This is a genomic window from Amycolatopsis sp. AA4 (assembly GCF_002796545.1).
Classification (GTDB): Bacteria; Actinomycetota; Actinomycetes; order Mycobacteriales; family Pseudonocardiaceae; genus Amycolatopsis.
Map to the genome: position 1 here is coordinate 6646741 of NZ_CP024894.1, position 15263 is coordinate 6662003.

The following is a 15263-nucleotide window of genomic DNA, read 5'->3' on the forward strand; positions in this document are numbered from 1 at the left end:
GTTACTGACCGCCTCGGCGCTGACTACTCACAGTGTTCAGAAGACCTCGGGAATGAGCGAGGGGGCGCCATGTCGGCGTCGAACGGGAACATCGGCCGGACGATGCCGGAGTGGCCCAGCCGGAGCAGGTCCTGGTCCACGCCGCCGGGGGTGAGGGCCAGCAGCCAGTCCGCGGCCATGGCGTACAGCTCCGGTTCGAGGTAGCCGATCTTCACGATCACCACGTCCGCCTCGCGCGGGCGCAGGCCGAGGGCGAGGAAGTCGGATTCGAGGTGATACGGCTTGCGACGAGCGGTCACGATCACGCGCAGGCCGCCGACCGCCAGCGCCACCGCGGTGCCAGCGACCGGGTCGTCGGCGTCGATCGCCGCCACCTGCGCGGTGAGCGCGACCGGTCCATGCGGGCCGGAGTCGACTTTTCCGCCCAGCTCCACGGAAATCGTCGCGCCAACACCGGCTGCCACCGCCGTCGCGACGGCCTCGGGGTCCACAATGGCCGCGTACAAAGTGGTCAGTGAAGAGTCCACAATGGCCGGAGTGTTCAGCAGGACGTCGAGGCTCCACGACGTGTCCCCAGCGCCGCCAGCGGTCGGGTTGTCACCGGAATCGCTGATGAAGAACGGCCGCGAGTCCGAAGCGACCGCTTGTGCGAGGCATTCCTGGAGGGTGCCGGTCGGGGCGACGAAGGCGAAGTCGTGCCGAGCGTCCCAATAGGACTGCGCCAGCCGCTCGGCTTCCTTGGCGATCAACGGAACGTCGTCGCCCATCACCACCACCGCGGCCTGGCAACGCGGTTCGTCCGCCCACGCGTAGCCGACCCAGATCGCCGCGTCCAGAACCCCGTCCAGCGCTTCCACGTCATCCACTGCCGCGTAAACGCTCTTCGCCGGTTCGAGCCGGGTACTGGTCTTCTCCCCCGGCAACAGGACCGGCACCTGCACCCAAGCCTTCTTCGGCCGACCGCCGGACCGCAGCCGCGAAACCAGATTCCGCGCTGCCCGCTCGCGGGTCTCCCACGCGTCCTCGTGCGGGGCCATCCGATAGCAGGTGATCAGGTCCAGCGCGGCGACCAGTTCCCGGGAAACGTTGCCGTGCAAGTCCATCGACGCCGACACCAGGACGTCCGGGCCAACAATGGCACGGATTTCCTGCGCGAGCGAAGCCTCCACATCGGACCGCCCGACGACACTCATCGCACCGTGGATGTCGAAGAACAACCCGTCCAGCTCGCCCGCCGAACGCAGCCGGTCCAGGATTTCCCCGGACAGCTCGGCGTAAGCCTCCTCGGTGACCGCCCCGCCGGGCAGCGACCGCGCGTCGACCAACGGCACCCATTCGACCTCAGCGGCCCAGTCCGCGTCGAGAAAGTCATACCGGCCAAGCAGATCTTCTCCGCGCAGCACCCGAAAGTCGTCCACAGTGGACTGATGCGGCGAGAAGGTACTCGATTCGATGGCGATTCCGGTGATCCCGACCCGCAGCTTCTTCATCGTCCACTCCGTTTGATCGCTTGCTCGAACACCGCGTCCAGCGCGAGCGCGCCCGCGCCGTAAAGTCCCGCGTCCGCACCGAACCGCACCCGGTCGATCCGCAGTTCCCTGGTCGCCAAGGGAAGACACCGTTCGTACAGCGCGCCGCGCACGGCCGCGACGAACGCTTCCGAACCGGACAGCGCTCCGCCGAGCAGCACCTCGTCCGGGTTGCTGAAGTTGACCACCGTGGCCAGCACCTCGCCGAGGCGCAGCCCGGCGCGCCGCACGGCCGTGGTCGCCTCGGGATGCCCGTCCTCGGCGGTGGCCATTACCTGCGCGGTGGTTTCCAGCTTCAACCCCTGCGCCTGCAACTGCCCGACGAGCGCGGCACCGCTGGCCACCACTTCCAGACACCCGCGATTCCCGCAGGTGCACGGTTGATCCTCGGCCGCGGGCACGCGCACATGGCTGATGTCGCCCGCGACCCCGGCCCGGCCGCGGTAAAGCTCGCCGCCCAGCACGATTCCCGACCCGATGCCGGTACCGGCTTTCACCACCAGCAACGTCCGGCCGGGCGCGCCGGCGACGGATTCGCCCAGTGCCAGCATGTTCGCGTCGTTGTCCACGACCACCGGCAGCTCGAAATGCTCCGCCAGCGCCGCCCGCACCGCGAAACCGCGCCAGCCGGGCATTCGCGACGGCAGCGTGATGGTGCCCGCGTCGACATCCACCGGACCGGGGAACGCGACGCCGAGACCGAGCGCGCGGCCCGGACAATCCGCGCCTGCCATCACATCGCGCACCGCGGCCGCGAGCCCGGCGACCAGTTCGCGCGGCTCCTGACTGATGTCCAGCGGCCGCTCGTGCACCTCCAGCAGGCGGCCGGCGATGTCGAGCGCGCCGATCCGCACGTGCCGGGAGCCGACGTCGGCGGCCCAGACGTGCCCGAACTCCGCGTTGACCGTCAGCAGTTTCGGCCGCCGTCCGCCCGCGGACCGGCCCTCGCCGGATTCGCTCAGCACCCCGGCGGACATCAGCGCCTGCGTGCGCACCGACACCGTCGATTGCGGCAAGCCCAGCGCTCGCGCCAGGTCCATGCGCGACGTCGCGTGGCCGTGCGCGACCAGCCACAACAGCCGCAGCGGTCCGGCCGGATCCACCGCGTCACCTCTTTCATCAAAATTGATGTAACTAAACTGTTCGAAAGGACTCTTGGCAATTCCCGTCTCGCATGCGAGATTACCCGACAGCCAGGACACCGCATAGCACCTGGCACTGGTCTTTCATCAGAGTTGTTGGAAGTGATGCGAATGGCTCGACGCCCGTGGCGCGCCGCGCTCGGGGTCACGCTCGCCGCCGCGCTGGCGCTGTCCGGCTGCGCGGCGAGCCGGGAACCGCACGGCGGCGGTTCCGGCACTCCGAAACCCGGCGGGACCGTGCGGTTCGCGATGCCCCCGTCGGCGACGCCGAACTGGATCATGCCGTTTTCGATCCCCGGTTACGGCGGGTCGTACAACGGCATGATCCGGTCCACCATGTACGTCCCCCTGTACAGCTACGACGCCAGTTCCGGCTCGGTCACGCTCGACGACGCCGCGAGTGCCGCCGACGTGCCGCGCTACTCCCCCGACGGCAAGACCGTGACGATCACGCTCAAGCCGCTGACCTGGTCCACCGGCGAGCGGCTGACCAGCCGGGACGTCGAGTTCTGGCTCAACCTCGCCCGGGCGGGCAAGGACAACTGGGGCAAGTACTCGAAGGGCCTGATCCCGGACAGCATCACCGGTTTCCACGCCGTGGACGACCGCACGTTCACGTTCACCCTGGACAAGGCCTACAACCCGGACTGGTTCACCGCCAACCAGCTCAGCCTGATCGTCCCGATGCCGCACGCGTGGGACCGCACGAGCGCCGCGGGTCCGGTCGGCGATCACGACCGCACCCCCGATGGCGCGAAGAAGGTCTTCGATTTCCTGGTGAGCCAAGCGAAACAGCTCGGCGCCTACGGAACGAATCCACTGTGGAAAGTCGTGAACGGCCCGTTCACGCTGGCCGGGTTCACCACGTCCGGCGAGGTGACGCTGCGGAAGAACCCGAAGTACACCGGACCGGACCCGGCGAAGATCGACAGCGTCCGGTTCCTGACCTTCACGAGTTCGTCGGCGGAGTACAACGTGCTGCGCGCCGGCGGCGTCGACTACGGCTACCTGCCGACGTCGAACCTCGGCCAGCGCTCGAAGCTGGAGCAGCAGGGCTACCGGATCGAACCGTGGAACGGCTGGTCCATCACGTATTCGCCGTACAACTTCAACAATCCGAAGCTGGGCAAGGTGTTCTCCCAGCTGTACGTGCGACAGGCGATCCAGCACGCGGTCGACCAGGACGCGATCACCTCGGTGATCTGGCGCGGTGCCGCGCGCGTCGGCTACGGCCCGGTTCCGCAGGACAACGACACGAAGTACTTGTCTCCTCAGCAAAAGACCAATCCGTACCCGTTCGACCTGAACAAGTCGAAGCAGCTGTTCGCCGACCACGGCTGGAAACCCGGCTCCGACGGGATCCTCCAGTGCGCGGACCCGGCGAAATGCGGCGAGGGCATCGCCCAAGGCACCCGCCTGTCGTTGACCATGCTGACCGAATCCGGTTCCGACGAAACCGACGGCACCATGCAGGAACTGCGCTCGGAGCTGTCGAAGGCCGGCATCGAGATGAAGATCAACGCGCAGCCGCTGAACACCGTGCTGGCCAACGGAACCACGTGCAAACCGGAGGAGCCGTCGTGCAGCTGGCAGCTGTCCTACTTCGGCACTCAGGGCAGCTGGTACTTCTCCGCGAACCCGAGCGGCGAGGAACTGTTCGCGACCGGTGCGGGCACGAACTTCGGCGGCTACACCGATCCGAAGGCGGACAAGCTGATCGCGGCCACCAACCTGGCGTCGGACAACGCGGCGATGCTCGAGTACAGCGCTTATCTGGCCGAGCAGCTTCCGGTGCTGTGGCTGCCGAACCCGCCGTACCAGGTGTCGGCGATCGACACCGCGCTGCACGGCGTTTCCCAGGACCCGATGGCCGGGCAGCTGCTGCCGCAACGCTGGTTCTGGACGAGGTGAGGACATGACGCGCTACATCCTCCGCCGGCTCGCGCTGGCCGTGGTGGTCGTGCTGCTGGTCACCGTGGTGACGTTCGTGCTGCTGCATTTGCTGCCCGGCGGCCCGGCTCGCGGCGTGCTCGGGGTGAAAGCCACCGAGGCGCAGATCGCCGCGTTCAACCACGCGCAAGGCTTCGACCAGCCGCTTCCGGTGCAGTACTGGGACTACCTGCTGCGCTTGCTGCAAGGCGACCTCGGTGAGTCGTACACGCAGAACTCGCCGGTGAGCACCCTGCTGGCCGAGCGGATGCCGAAAACCCTGCTGCTCACCGTGTTGTCGACCGCGCTCGCGATCCTCGTCGCGCTGCCGCTCGGCGTGTGGCAAGCGGTTCGTCGCGGCCGAACCGCGGACGTGCTCACCACGGCGATCACCTTCGTGCTCTACGCGACGCCGGTGTTCTTCCTGTCGCTCGTGCTGATCGTCCTGTTCGCGCAGGTCCTGCCGTGGTTCCCGGCGCAAGCCGCACAGGGCGAAACGATCGGCGAACTGCTGTCCCAACCAGGTGCGCTGGTCCTGCCGGTGCTCGCCGGGACCGGGGCCGCGCTCGCCGCGTTCAGCCGGTACATGCGGGCGTCCACTCTGGACAGCCTGTCCGAGGACTTCGTGCGCACCGCGCGGGCCAAGGGAACCCCGGAGCGCACGATCATCTGGCGGCACGTCTGGCCGAACTCGCTGACCTCGGTGGTCTCGATGCTCGGCTACTACGTGCCGGTGGTGTTCGGCGGTTCGCTGGTCGTCGAATCGATGTTCAACTACCCCGGCATCGGCCTGCTGTTCTGGACCGCGACCCGCACCGCCGATTTCCCGGTGCTGCTGGGCGTCGTGCTCGTGATCGCCGTGGCGACCGTGCTCGGCTCCCTGCTCGCGGACCTGGTCCAGCTGGCGATCGACCCGCGGGTCCGGGTGAAGGGAGCGCGGTCGTGACTGTCCTTTCGCGGCTGTTTGCCCGCAAATCCGCCGTCGCGGGCGCGATCGTGCTGGTGCTCGTCGTAGCGTTCTGTTTCCTCGGGCCGGTGTTCTACGGCACCGACCAATCGCACACCGACCTCGCCTCGGCCCGGCTCGGACCCGGCGCGGGGCATCCGCTCGGCACCGACGACCTCGGCTACGACGTGCTGGGCCGGCTGATGGTCGCCGGCCGGACGTCGCTGATCATCGGCGTGCTCGCCGGGCTCATCGCGACCGCGATCGGCGCGGTGTGGGGCGCGGTCGCCGGGTACACCGGCGGCTGGCTGGACACCGTGCTGATGCGGATCGTCGACACCGGCGTCGCGATCCCCGCGTTGTTCCTGCTGCTGGTGGCGGCGACGCTGGTGACCCCGAGCGTCGGCGTGCTGGCGCTGCTGATCGGCGCGGTTTCGTGGCTGGTGCCCGCGCGGCTGATGCGCGCGGAAACGGTGAGCCTGCGGGAACGCGATTACATCCGCGCGATCACCGTGCTCGGCGCGAGCCGTACGCGCGTGGTGTTCCGGCACCTCATCCCGAACGCGATCGGCACCGTGGTGGTGAACGCGACGTTCCAGATCGCCGACGCGATCCTGCTCGTGGCGTACGTCAGCTTCCTCGGCCTCGGCGTTCCCGCGCCCGACACCGACTGGGGCGCGATGCTGTCTAAAGGAATTACCTACACCTTCGACGGCGCGTGGTGGCTGATCCTGCCGCCGGGCATCGCGATCGTCCTGGTGGTGTGCGCGATCAACTTCCTCGGCGACGGGCTGCGCGACGCGTTCGCGGTGAAGGGGCGACGATGAGCGAAGCAGTGCTGGACATCCGTGACCTGCGGGTGTCCTATGCGGACGGTGCGACGGCGGTCGACGGGCTGAGCCTGTCGGTCGCGCCCGGCGAGATCGTGGCGGTGGTCGGCGAGTCCGGCTCCGGCAAGAGCACGGCCGCGCTCGCGGTGCTCGGGCTGCTGCCGGGCTCCGCGCGCGTCACCGGCTCGATCGACCTGGCCGGGCAGAACGTGCTCGACCTCCGGGGCGAGGACCTGCGGAAACTGCGCGGGCCCGCCGCCGGGATGGTGTTCCAGGAGCCGATGACCGCGCTGAACCCGTTGCGGACCATCGGTTTCCAGCTCGCCGAGGCGATCCGCAACCACGACCCGGCGCGGCTGCGGCACCGCCGTTACCACGACCGGTGCGCCGAACTGCTCGACCGCGTCGGCGTTCCCGAACCGGCCGCGCGGTTGAAGCAGTACCCGCACGAGCTGTCCGGCGGTCTGCGGCAACGCGTGATGATCGCGATCGCGCTCGCCGCCGGGCCCAAGCTGATCATCGCGGACGAGCCGACCACCGCGCTCGACGTCACGGTGCAGCAGCAGATTCTCGACCTGCTGCGCGACATCCGCGAGCACGAAGGCACCGCGACGCTGCTGATCACGCACAACATGGGCGTGGTCGCCGATGTCGCGGACCGCGTCGCGGTGCTGCGGAACGGCAAGCTCGTCGAAGAAGCTCCGGCGGCGGAACTGTTCGAGGCGCCGAAAGCGGATTACACGCGGGAACTGCTGGCCGCGGTTCCGCAACTGGGCTCGTTCTCGCACGAACCGGCGGCCCACGATTCCCGGAAGCCGGTGCTGGCGCTGTCGAATGTGGTGGTCGAGTACGGCGGACGGCAGGTGGTAAACGACGTTTCCCTGTCCGTCTCACCCGGTGAGATCGTCGGGCTGGTCGGCGAATCCGGCTCCGGGAAAACGACGCTCGGGAACTGCGCGCTGGGCCTGGTCACGCCGAAATCCGGCAGCGTCGAAGTGCTCGGCGGACCGCTGCCGAAAGGCACTGGCCGCTCCGCGCGGGCGGTCCGGCGGCAGATCGGCGCGGTGTTCCAGGACCCGGCGTCGTCGCTCGACCCGCGGATGACGGTCGCGCAGACCGTCGCCGAACCGCTGGTGGTCCACACCTCGGCCGGCCGCGGCGAGCGCCAGCGACGGGTGCGGGAACTCGTCGACGCGGTCGAGCTGCCGGAAAGCGTGCTGGGCCGGTACGGACACGAGCTGTCCGGCGGGCAACGGCAGCGCGTGAGCCTCGCCCGCGCTCTCGTGCTGGGCCCGAAGCTGCTGATCGCGGATGAACCGACGAGCGCGCTTGACGTATCCGTGCAGGCAGCGGTGTTGGAAGTGTTCCGGCGGCTGCACCGCGAGTTCGGCTTCGGCTGCCTGTTCGTGAGCCACGACCTCGCGGTCGTCGACAGCCTGTGCGACCGGGTGGCGGTGCTGCGCGCGGGCGAACTGGTGGAGGAAGGCCCGGCGGAAACGGTGCTGCGCACTCCGGAACACCCGTACACGCAGGCGTTGCTCCTGTCCTCGCCAGTGCCGGATCCGCAGTTGCAGCGGAGCCGGCGCGAGGCGCTGGCCGGCGCGGACCCCGCGGCGTGACGGGGTTGCGGGCCGGAGTCGACATCGGCGGGACGAAAACCCTGGTGGTGGTGTGCGACGAGGAAGGAAGGGAACTGGGCTCGACGTCCGCGCCGTCCGAAGCGCACCGGGGCGGCGCGGCGATCCTCGACCGCGCGGCGGAGCTGGTCAGCTCGCTGGTGCCGGACCACGCGGCGCTCGCCGGGGTCGGCGTCGGCGCGGCGGGCGTCGTTGACCCGGTGACCGGAACAGTGCTGGTCACCGGGGATTCGTTCACCGGATGGGCGGGCACGCCGGTCAACACCGAGCTGTCCGCACGGCTCGGCGGAGTGCCGGTGCGCACGGTCAACGACGTCGACGGATTCCTGCTCGGCGAACTGCTGCCGGGCGAGCGGAACGTGCTCGGCGTCGCGGTCGGCACCGGGGTCGGCGGGGCGTTGTTCGTCGACGGACGGCTGCTGTACGGCGGCGCGACCGGGGCCGGCGAGATCGGACACGTCGGCCGCTACGGGGAGGAACGCTGCACTTGCGGGCAGATCGGACACCTTGAAGCGTACGCGGCCGGGCGGGCTCTGTCCCGCCGTTATGCCGAAGCGACCGGGCGAACCCTCGCCGCGGAAGCGGTCGCGGAGGAAGCGCGCGCTGGTGATCAAGCTGCTCAGGCGGTGTTTACCGACGCGGGCCGGTTCCTCGGCCAGGCGGTCGCGCACGCGGCCGGGCTGCTCGGCCTCGCGACCTGCGTACTCGGCGGTTCCGTGGTGAAGTCGTGGGCCTTGCTGGAGAAACCGCTGCGGGAAGCGCTGGAAGAACGGCCGCTGCTGTCCGGGAAACCGGTGTCGATCCGGCTCTCCCGGCACGGGGCGAAATCCGTGGCGCTCGGCGCGGCCAGTCTCACTGCCGGTATTCAGCGGCTACCGGACGTGAGCAACCCCTAAACCAGTCCTCTGTGGACCATCGAGAAAACCGTGGCCTCGGGGTATACGCTGTCGGGCACCGACGGAGCCGGGGGCAACGATGCGCGCGAAGCTGGACGGAACGGGACGGGCGAGAACCGCGGCGGACCACGCGCGTGAGCGTGGTCTCCACCCCGCTGACAGCAGATGACTTGGTCTATACCATTCCGGTGATCATTTCCCGTCCGGTGGCCAACGAGGGGATCCCATGCCCGTCATCAGGCGCAATATCGTCCCGCTCCGGTATTCCGACCCGAGCGTCGTCGCCTACGTGCGCAGCCCGAGCGACTGGATGGTGTCCAACTGCGGCTGGATCCGGGGCCGGGAAGGCGTTCTGCTCGTCGACACCTGCGGCACCGAACGCGACACGCTCGACCTGGTCAGCGACGTCCGCAAGTACTCGACCGTCGAAATGCCGCTCACGCTCGTGCTGACCCACGCGCACGGCACCCACCACAACGGGGCCGGGGTCGCGCTGCGCAACGGCGGCCGGATCCTGGCCGCGCCCACCGCGGTGCCGATCATCCGGTCCGGACCGCAGTGCGACGAGGAGATCTTCGCCTGCGCGAACTGGGGCAAGCTCGAGGCGCCGCGGCCCGAGGCGGTCCACGCGGTGATCGAACCGGTCGAGGTCGACCTCGGCGGCGTGGTCGTGGAGGTCGTCCCATTTCCCGGGACGGCGCACACCGACGGCGACCTCGTGCTGTTCGAACCGCGCACCGGGACGCTCTTCACCGGCGACCTGCTGTCGGTCGGGTCCACGCCGTTCGCCGTGCACGGTTCGATCCCGGGCTGGCTGACCGCGCTGGACTGGCTCGACAAAATGTTCCCGGACGTCCGCACCTTCGTGCCCGGACACGGCGGGCTCAGCCATCCGGGCAGTTTCCCGGTCGCGGTGCTCCGCACTTATCTGCACTGGCTGCTCGACGCGACCGCGGGCGCGGGCACGCCGGACTTCGCCGAACTCGCCACGATCGCCCGCCGCCGCTGGCCCACGTGGACAGTCCCGGAACGGCACATCGGGAATCTGCTGCGCGCGCACGCCGACCAGCACGGGGAACAACTCCCGTCCGCCGAAGCGATGCGCGCGATCCGCGAAGCCGCCGGCGGCAAGATCGACTTGGACACGCTGCTCGGACTCGGCAAGTCCTAACGCCGGGAAATCGATTCCCCGGCCGCCTTTCCGGTTCCGCGAGTACGTGAGGGGAACCCTGAGGGACTCTGATTCCGTCAGGGTTCCCCTCACGTACGGCAAACCCGCGCGCCCGCCGCCCACGTCGGTCCTGGCATTGTCGCAGCGGTATCGCGTCGAAGGCCGGGGGAACCGCGATTTCCCCCTGGCAGGCAGAAGGGCGCCGCCGGGAATCCCGGCGGCGCCCTCACCGCTGATCACTCGCCGCGGCCCCGCGGCACAGCTGCTGAAATAGAACGCTCAGGCGCTGGCCTTCTTGCGCGTCGCGCGCTTGCGGGCCGGCTTGGCCGGAGCCTCGGTGTCGCGCTCCTCGTAGGCCTTCACGATCTCGGCCGGGAGCCGGCCGCGGTCGGAAACGGTGAAACCGTTGGCTTCGGCCCACTCGCGCATCGCCTTGTTGCGCTCGCGGTCCGCGGCGGTCGAAGCCGGCCGCGGCGACTGCCCGGCGGCCATCCGGACCTTGCGGCCGCCGACCCGGCGCGAGGCGGCGACGTAGCGGGCCAGCTCTTCCCGCAGTGCGGCAGCGTTCTCTTCGGACAGATCGATCTCGTAGCTCACGCCGTCGAGACTGAACGGGACGGTCTGCTCGGCGATGCTGCCGTCGATGTCGTCCACCATCTCGACATGGACTTTTTGCGCCATGATTCGCGTTCCTTCACCTTCTACAGGATGTGCCTGCGATTACCCTATCGTGTCGAGTGACGGACCGCGCAGCGCGACTCCATTCCTGTCCGGCCGGCCGTGCTTTCCCGTCCGGTTCCCGAACACCTTCAGTGCCCAATCCGCGACTGCCCGCACAGTTCCTCCCGGTCCGCCCGCTAAGCGAACGCCCCGCGCCCGGCTAATGCGAGCGAGTTTCGCCGGACTGGAAAATTTCCAGTCCGGGCTGCGGTATTCGCACGCGGTTTCCCGGTCAGCGGACTGGCCGCGCGGGCCCGGAAACGGCCGAAGGCCGCCGGGTCGAAACCCGGCGGCCTTCGGTGTCTGGAGAGAAACGCGAGCTAGCCGCGCCCGGTCGGCGCACCCGTCTTCGGGTCGAGCGGGAGCTTGCCCGCCTGCGGCCACCAGAAGTTGAACATGTTCCAGAGTCCGCCCGCGCGAGTGTCGAACGAGCCGTTCCCGACCCGGCCGGAGAACCAGTTGTCCTCGATGAACTTCAGCACCGAGGTCTGGTCGGTCCGGGTGTGGTCGACGTAGTTCACCTTGCTGTAGGGCGAGATGACCAGCAGCGGCAGCCGCGGGCCGTAGCCGCAGCGGTCGGCGTGCCCGCCGAGCCCGGCCGGCTTGCCGGTGCAGACGGCCTGGTCCTGCGAAGCGTCCTGAGAACCGTTGACGATCTTCGAGTTCTCGTGGTCGTACCAGCCGTCGGAGTCGTCGTAGGCGAGCACGATCGCGGTCGAACGCCACTCCGGCGACTGCTGGATCTTGTTGATCTCGTCGACGACGAAATGCTGTTCGTCGAGCGGGTCGGAATAGCCCGCGTGCCCGTCCTGGTACTCCGGCGCCTTCAGGAAGCTGACCGCGGGCATCGAACCGGCCTTGAGCGAGTCGTTGAAGTCGCTCATGTCGTACTGGTGGTTGGCCTGGTCGGTCTGCCCGATCGCCTGCACCGAGGACGGCGGCAGGTGGTGCGGGTTCGCAGTGGACTTGTAGTACTGGAACGGCTGGTGGTGCGGGCTGTAGTCCACGGAGGACTGATTGCCGATGTTCGCGTGCTTCTGCCCGCAGACCGCGTAGCCGTTCTGGGTGCCGGTCGGCTTGAAGCCGCCCTGGAACCAGCCCCACGTGACGTGCCGGTCGTTCAGCAGGTCGCCGATATTGCGGCCCTGCATCGCGCCGAGGTTGTCCTTCGAGGTGTGGTTCTTGCCCGAGCAGTCGTCCCACGCCGGGTCCGGGTCGTTGATCACGGTGCCGACGCCGTTCTCGTCCGGCGACGCGACGACGTAGGAGTCGCTCTTCGGCTCGTGCGTGACCGGGTCGACCGCCTGGATCCCGTGCGTCTGGCCGGAGATCAGGTTGATCGCGCCCGGGGTGGAGGGGCCGAAGACGGTGTTGAACGAGTTGTCGCTCAGCGAGTAGTGCTGCGCGTAGTTCCACATGCCGGTGACGGTGTTGCCGTCGTAGTAGTCCATCACCAGACCCGGCTCGCCGAACAGGACCGGCTGGCCGGTGCACTTGTCGGTCTCGGTCTTCTCGACGAACTTGTCCATCTTGCCGCCGTTGAACGCGGCCTGCTCGGCGCCGTAGCTGTGGTTCTGGTCGCAGGTGAGCGCCTGGTCCGGCCCGAGCCGCTTCGGGTTGTACGCGTTCGGGTTGTGGGTGAGCAGCTTCTCGTCGAGGCCGTTGACCTTCGGCGTGTTCTTCGCGGCCTGGAACGGGGTGCCGTTCTCGTTGGTGGCGTTCGGGTAGGTGCCGAAGTAGTGGTCGAACGAGATGTTCTCGCCGAAGATCACCACGACGTGCTTGATCGGGGTGAGGGTGGGCAGCCACGACGCCGGAAGCGGGTGCAGCGGCTGGGCCTGCGCGGACGACGCCGCGGACCCGGTGACGATCGCGAGCACGGCCGCCGAGACGAGCGCGCCCGCACCGAGCAGGCGACGGCGCCGCCTGCCGAATGCTGTGTCCACTGAGGATTCCTCCTGGTTTCGCGGGGTGGGGATGGGGGCGCGCCTCAGGCGAGGAGCGCCCGGCCGAAGTGGTCGCCGGGACCGGTGACGCCGGGCAGCGCGAAGAAGTAGCCGCCGCCGAACGGGGAGATGTAGTCGACGAGCGGTTCGTCGATCAGCCGCTTCTGCACGGTTTCGAACTGCCGCTCGAGATCCTGCTGGTAGCAGGTGAAAACGAGGCCCATGTCGAGGTTGCCGTTGGCGTCGACGCCGCGGTCGTAGTTGACCGCGCGGCGCAGGATCCGCTGTCCGTCGGTCTCCGGGGTGCGCGGGTTCGCCTTGCGGATGTGGCTGGTGAGCGGGATGACGGTGCCGATCGGATCGTCGGCGTAGCGGGGTTCGTCCTGTTCGGATGCCCCGTCCAGCGGCGCACCGGTGTCGCGGCGGCGGCCGAACATGTTCTCCTGCTCGGTGATCGAGACCCGGTCCCAGAATTCCACCAGCATCCGGATCAGCCGGATCACCTGGTAGCTGCCGCCGGTCGTCCACGCGGGCTCGCCCGCCCCGGACACCCACACCAGCCGGTCCATTTCGGACGCTCCCGGGTTGGCGGTGCCGTCCTTGAACCCCATCAGGTTGCGCGGCGTGCCGGACGGCCTCGACGGCGAACTGAAGCCGTTGATCTTCCAGCGCAACTGCATTCCGCCGCGGGTCGCGCGAGTCAGGTCGCGCAGCGCGTGCAACACGGTGTCGGTGTCGCTGGCGGACAACGTGAGCGACAGGTCGCCGTGGCACTGCGAGGCGTCGAGCGCGTCGTTGGGGAACATGGTCATCGGCTTGAGCTTCTTGGGCTTGCGGTCGGCCAGCCCGTAGCGTCCGTCGAAAAGGGACGATCCGACGCCGACAATCACACCGAGATCACTGTGCGGCACAACCGGACCGAGCACGCCGGAATCAGCGGGTGGCGCGGTAATGCCGAGCGAGGCCGGGGCACCGCCATTCGTAAGAAACCGCGCTCGGTCGGTGATCTCCTGGAACAGCTGGGTCAATTCGGCGCGATTCTCGGCGACCACGTCGAAGGACGCGATGATGCTTTGTGCCGGTGGCTGCCGGAGAATCGCCGCCTGCCGGGGCCCGTGAAACGGCACGGTGGCCGGTGACTCTTCGCTGGCGCTAGCCGTCACCCCAATCCCGGCCGCAGCGGTGATGCCCGCGCCGACAACGGTGCGACGCAGGAAGGACCGTCGAGAGGATTCCGTGGTCACGAGATCCTCCTCGGCTCCGCGATAGCCGCGATCGGAGCGAGCAGCTCGGTCAATTCGCTGACGTCGGCATTGAGCTTCTGCCGCTGCACCGCGGACAGTTGGCTTACCGGCGTCCACGAGTTGTCCGGCTTCTTCGCACTGTCCAGGGCGGCTTTGGTGCGTTCCATCCACTTGTCCACCTTGGACAGTGCCGGATAACGCGGAGCGAGAACCGGACGCAGCACATCGAGAACCGCTTGCGTCCCATCGAGATTCGCCCGAGCCGTGGCGAGGTTGGTGCCGCTGCCGTAATCGGTGCGGGCGGTCAGTTCGAATTGCAGGGTGTTCTCCACGATCTCGTGCGCGCGCAAGCCAAGGTCGTTCGGATTGACCTGACTGTCCGCAAAGGACTTGCGGAGCTTCTGCACGTCGCTGTCCAGCTGATCGGCCACCGGGACCAGGGCGGCGAGATCTTCGTTGTGCCACAATCCGGATTCGATCCGATGGAACCCGGTGAAATCAGGGCTCTTGATACCGTCCGGCTTACCGTCCGCGGTCCCGTTGATGGCCTTGTCCGAGTCCCCGAACGCGTTGTAAGCCGCGCCAAGACGTTCGTAGTCCAGATGCGCGGCCAGCCAAGCCACCTGACTCGCCCCGCGATCGTTGCCGCGAATGGCGTCCTTCACCTTGCCCACGTCCGCGGCCAACTGGTCGAGCCCTTGCGTCACCTGCGCTTGATAGGACTTCAACGGCCCGAGCAGATCATTCTGCGTCACCGGTGCGACCCCCGGACCACGCTCGGCCCCGCCACTCACTGTGACAGCAGGCCCGACAATCGCCGACGAATCCTCCGGGAGACAACGGAATGCGTACGTCCCATTGCCAAGCGTCACCTGCAACGGCCGGGTAGTGCCACTGCCCAGCCCCTCGACCTCGCCGTAAACCACCCCGGTCGCCGGATCGATCAGATCGACCTCGGAAGTCACGGATCCGGTGTTGTGCAGGTGAAAAGTCTGCACCCCCGGCCGAGGATCCGCCCAGCCCTGCCCGCAAGCCGACCGGGAAATCTGGATCTCCGGATCCTGCGCCGAAGCCCCGTCGGGCCACACCGCGAACGCGACACCCCCCGCCACGACCGCAATCGCGACCCCGCCGCCAATCCAGCGGGCACGCCCAACCCCCGGCACTCTTTTCCTCCTGCTTGCACACGTTCGGACTACCCGGAACGGAATTATGCGTGCGGAAAGTGAAGAAACCCTGGTCGAGAACGTCACCTACCCGGGAATTCACCAGG

At 68.4% G+C, this 15263-nt stretch carries 12 protein-coding genes; 6 read left to right on the forward strand and 6 right to left on the reverse strand.

Annotated features, from left to right (window positions below):
* Positions 1–23: 23 nt before the first annotated feature.
* Together CU254_RS30505 and CU254_RS30510 are read right to left on the reverse strand one after the other, a co-directional pair.
* The gene (locus CU254_RS30505; protein WP_009082339.1) at positions 24–1490 is read right to left on the reverse strand and encodes a M81 family metallopeptidase; all 1467 of its coding nucleotides are present in this window, start codon (positions 1488–1490) and stop codon (positions 24–26) included.
* Positions 1487–2632: an ROK family protein gene (locus tag CU254_RS30510; protein WP_037715303.1), complete on the reverse strand. Its 1146-nt coding sequence runs from the start codon at positions 2630–2632 to the stop codon at positions 1487–1489. The genes CU254_RS30505 and CU254_RS30510 overlap by 4 nt, the downstream gene beginning before the upstream one ends.
* A 150-nt stretch (positions 2633–2782) precedes the next feature.
* Between CU254_RS30510 and CU254_RS30515 the strand changes: the two genes are divergently transcribed.
* The 6 genes from CU254_RS30515 (at position 2783) to CU254_RS30540 (ending at position 10080) form a co-directional block, all read left to right on the forward strand.
* Positions 2783–4582, forward strand: a complete 1800-nt coding sequence (locus CU254_RS30515; protein ID WP_009082344.1) for a peptide ABC transporter substrate-binding protein — start codon at positions 2783–2785, stop codon at positions 4580–4582.
* Positions 4583–4586: 4 nt separating this feature from the next.
* Positions 4587–5546 (forward strand): ABC transporter permease, encoded by a 960-nt coding sequence (locus CU254_RS30520; RefSeq protein ID WP_009082345.1) that lies wholly within the window; start codon positions 4587–4589, stop codon positions 5544–5546.
* Positions 5543–6373 carry an ABC transporter permease gene (locus tag CU254_RS30525; protein ID WP_009082347.1) on the forward strand — a complete coding sequence of 277 codons (831 nt, stop codon included), beginning with the start codon at positions 5543–5545 and terminating at the stop codon, positions 6371–6373. Before CU254_RS30520 ends, CU254_RS30525 begins: the two co-directional genes overlap by 4 nt.
* The gene (locus tag CU254_RS30530) at positions 6370–7995 is read left to right on the forward strand and encodes an ABC transporter ATP-binding protein (protein ID WP_009082349.1); all 1626 of its coding nucleotides are present in this window, start codon (positions 6370–6372) and stop codon (positions 7993–7995) included. Before CU254_RS30525 ends, CU254_RS30530 begins: the two co-directional genes overlap by 4 nt.
* Positions 7992–8909, forward strand: a complete 918-nt coding sequence (locus CU254_RS30535; protein ID WP_009082351.1) for an ROK family protein — start codon at positions 7992–7994, stop codon at positions 8907–8909. Before CU254_RS30530 ends, CU254_RS30535 begins: the two co-directional genes overlap by 4 nt.
* A gap of 226 nt (positions 8910–9135) precedes the next feature.
* Positions 9136–10080, forward strand: coding sequence for an MBL fold metallo-hydrolase (locus CU254_RS30540; protein WP_009082352.1), 945 nt, complete (start codon positions 9136–9138; stop codon positions 10078–10080).
* Between the two features lie 279 nt (positions 10081–10359).
* Here CU254_RS30540 and CU254_RS30545 read toward each other — a convergent pair whose 3' ends face one another.
* The 4 genes from CU254_RS30545 to CU254_RS30560 all read right to left on the reverse strand — a co-directional run bounded on the left by CU254_RS30545 (position 10360) and on the right by CU254_RS30560 (position 15156).
* Complete coding sequence (locus CU254_RS30545) at positions 10360–10761, reverse strand: Lsr2 family protein (RefSeq protein WP_009082354.1); 402 nt, start codon at positions 10759–10761, stop codon at positions 10360–10362.
* Positions 10762–11120: 359 nt separating this feature from the next.
* The gene (locus CU254_RS30550; protein ID WP_009082356.1) at positions 11121–12746 is read right to left on the reverse strand and encodes a phospholipase C; all 1626 of its coding nucleotides are present in this window, start codon (positions 12744–12746) and stop codon (positions 11121–11123) included.
* Between the two features lie 44 nt (positions 12747–12790).
* Positions 12791–13990, reverse strand: coding sequence for a Dyp-type peroxidase (locus CU254_RS30555; RefSeq protein ID WP_009082358.1), 1200 nt, complete (start codon positions 13988–13990; stop codon positions 12791–12793).
* Positions 13987–15156 (reverse strand): EfeM/EfeO family lipoprotein, encoded by a 1170-nt coding sequence (locus tag CU254_RS30560; protein WP_037715306.1) that lies wholly within the window; start codon positions 15154–15156, stop codon positions 13987–13989. Before CU254_RS30560 ends, CU254_RS30555 begins: the two co-directional genes overlap by 4 nt.
* Between the last annotated feature and the right edge of the window lie 107 nt (positions 15157–15263).

What these genes read in the sequence shown, in the direction of transcription:
- CU254_RS30505 (WP_009082339.1), bottom strand. Translation starts at nt 1,490, where the DNA reads ATGAAGAAGCTGCGGGTCGGGATCACCGGAATCGCCATCGAATCGAGT.
- CU254_RS30515 (WP_009082344.1), top strand. Translation starts at nt 2,783, where the DNA reads ATGGCTCGACGCCCGTGGCGCGCCGCGCTCGGGGTCACGCTCGCCGCC.
- CU254_RS30520 (WP_009082345.1), top strand. Translation starts at nt 4,587, where the DNA reads ATGACGCGCTACATCCTCCGCCGGCTCGCGCTGGCCGTGGTGGTCGTG.
- CU254_RS30530 (WP_009082349.1), top strand. Translation starts at nt 6,370, where the DNA reads ATGAGCGAAGCAGTGCTGGACATCCGTGACCTGCGGGTGTCCTATGCG.
- CU254_RS30540 (WP_009082352.1), top strand. Translation starts at nt 9,136, where the DNA reads ATGCCCGTCATCAGGCGCAATATCGTCCCGCTCCGGTATTCCGACCCG.
- CU254_RS30545 (WP_009082354.1), bottom strand. Translation starts at nt 10,761, where the DNA reads ATGGCGCAAAAAGTCCATGTCGAGATGGTGGACGACATCGACGGCAGC.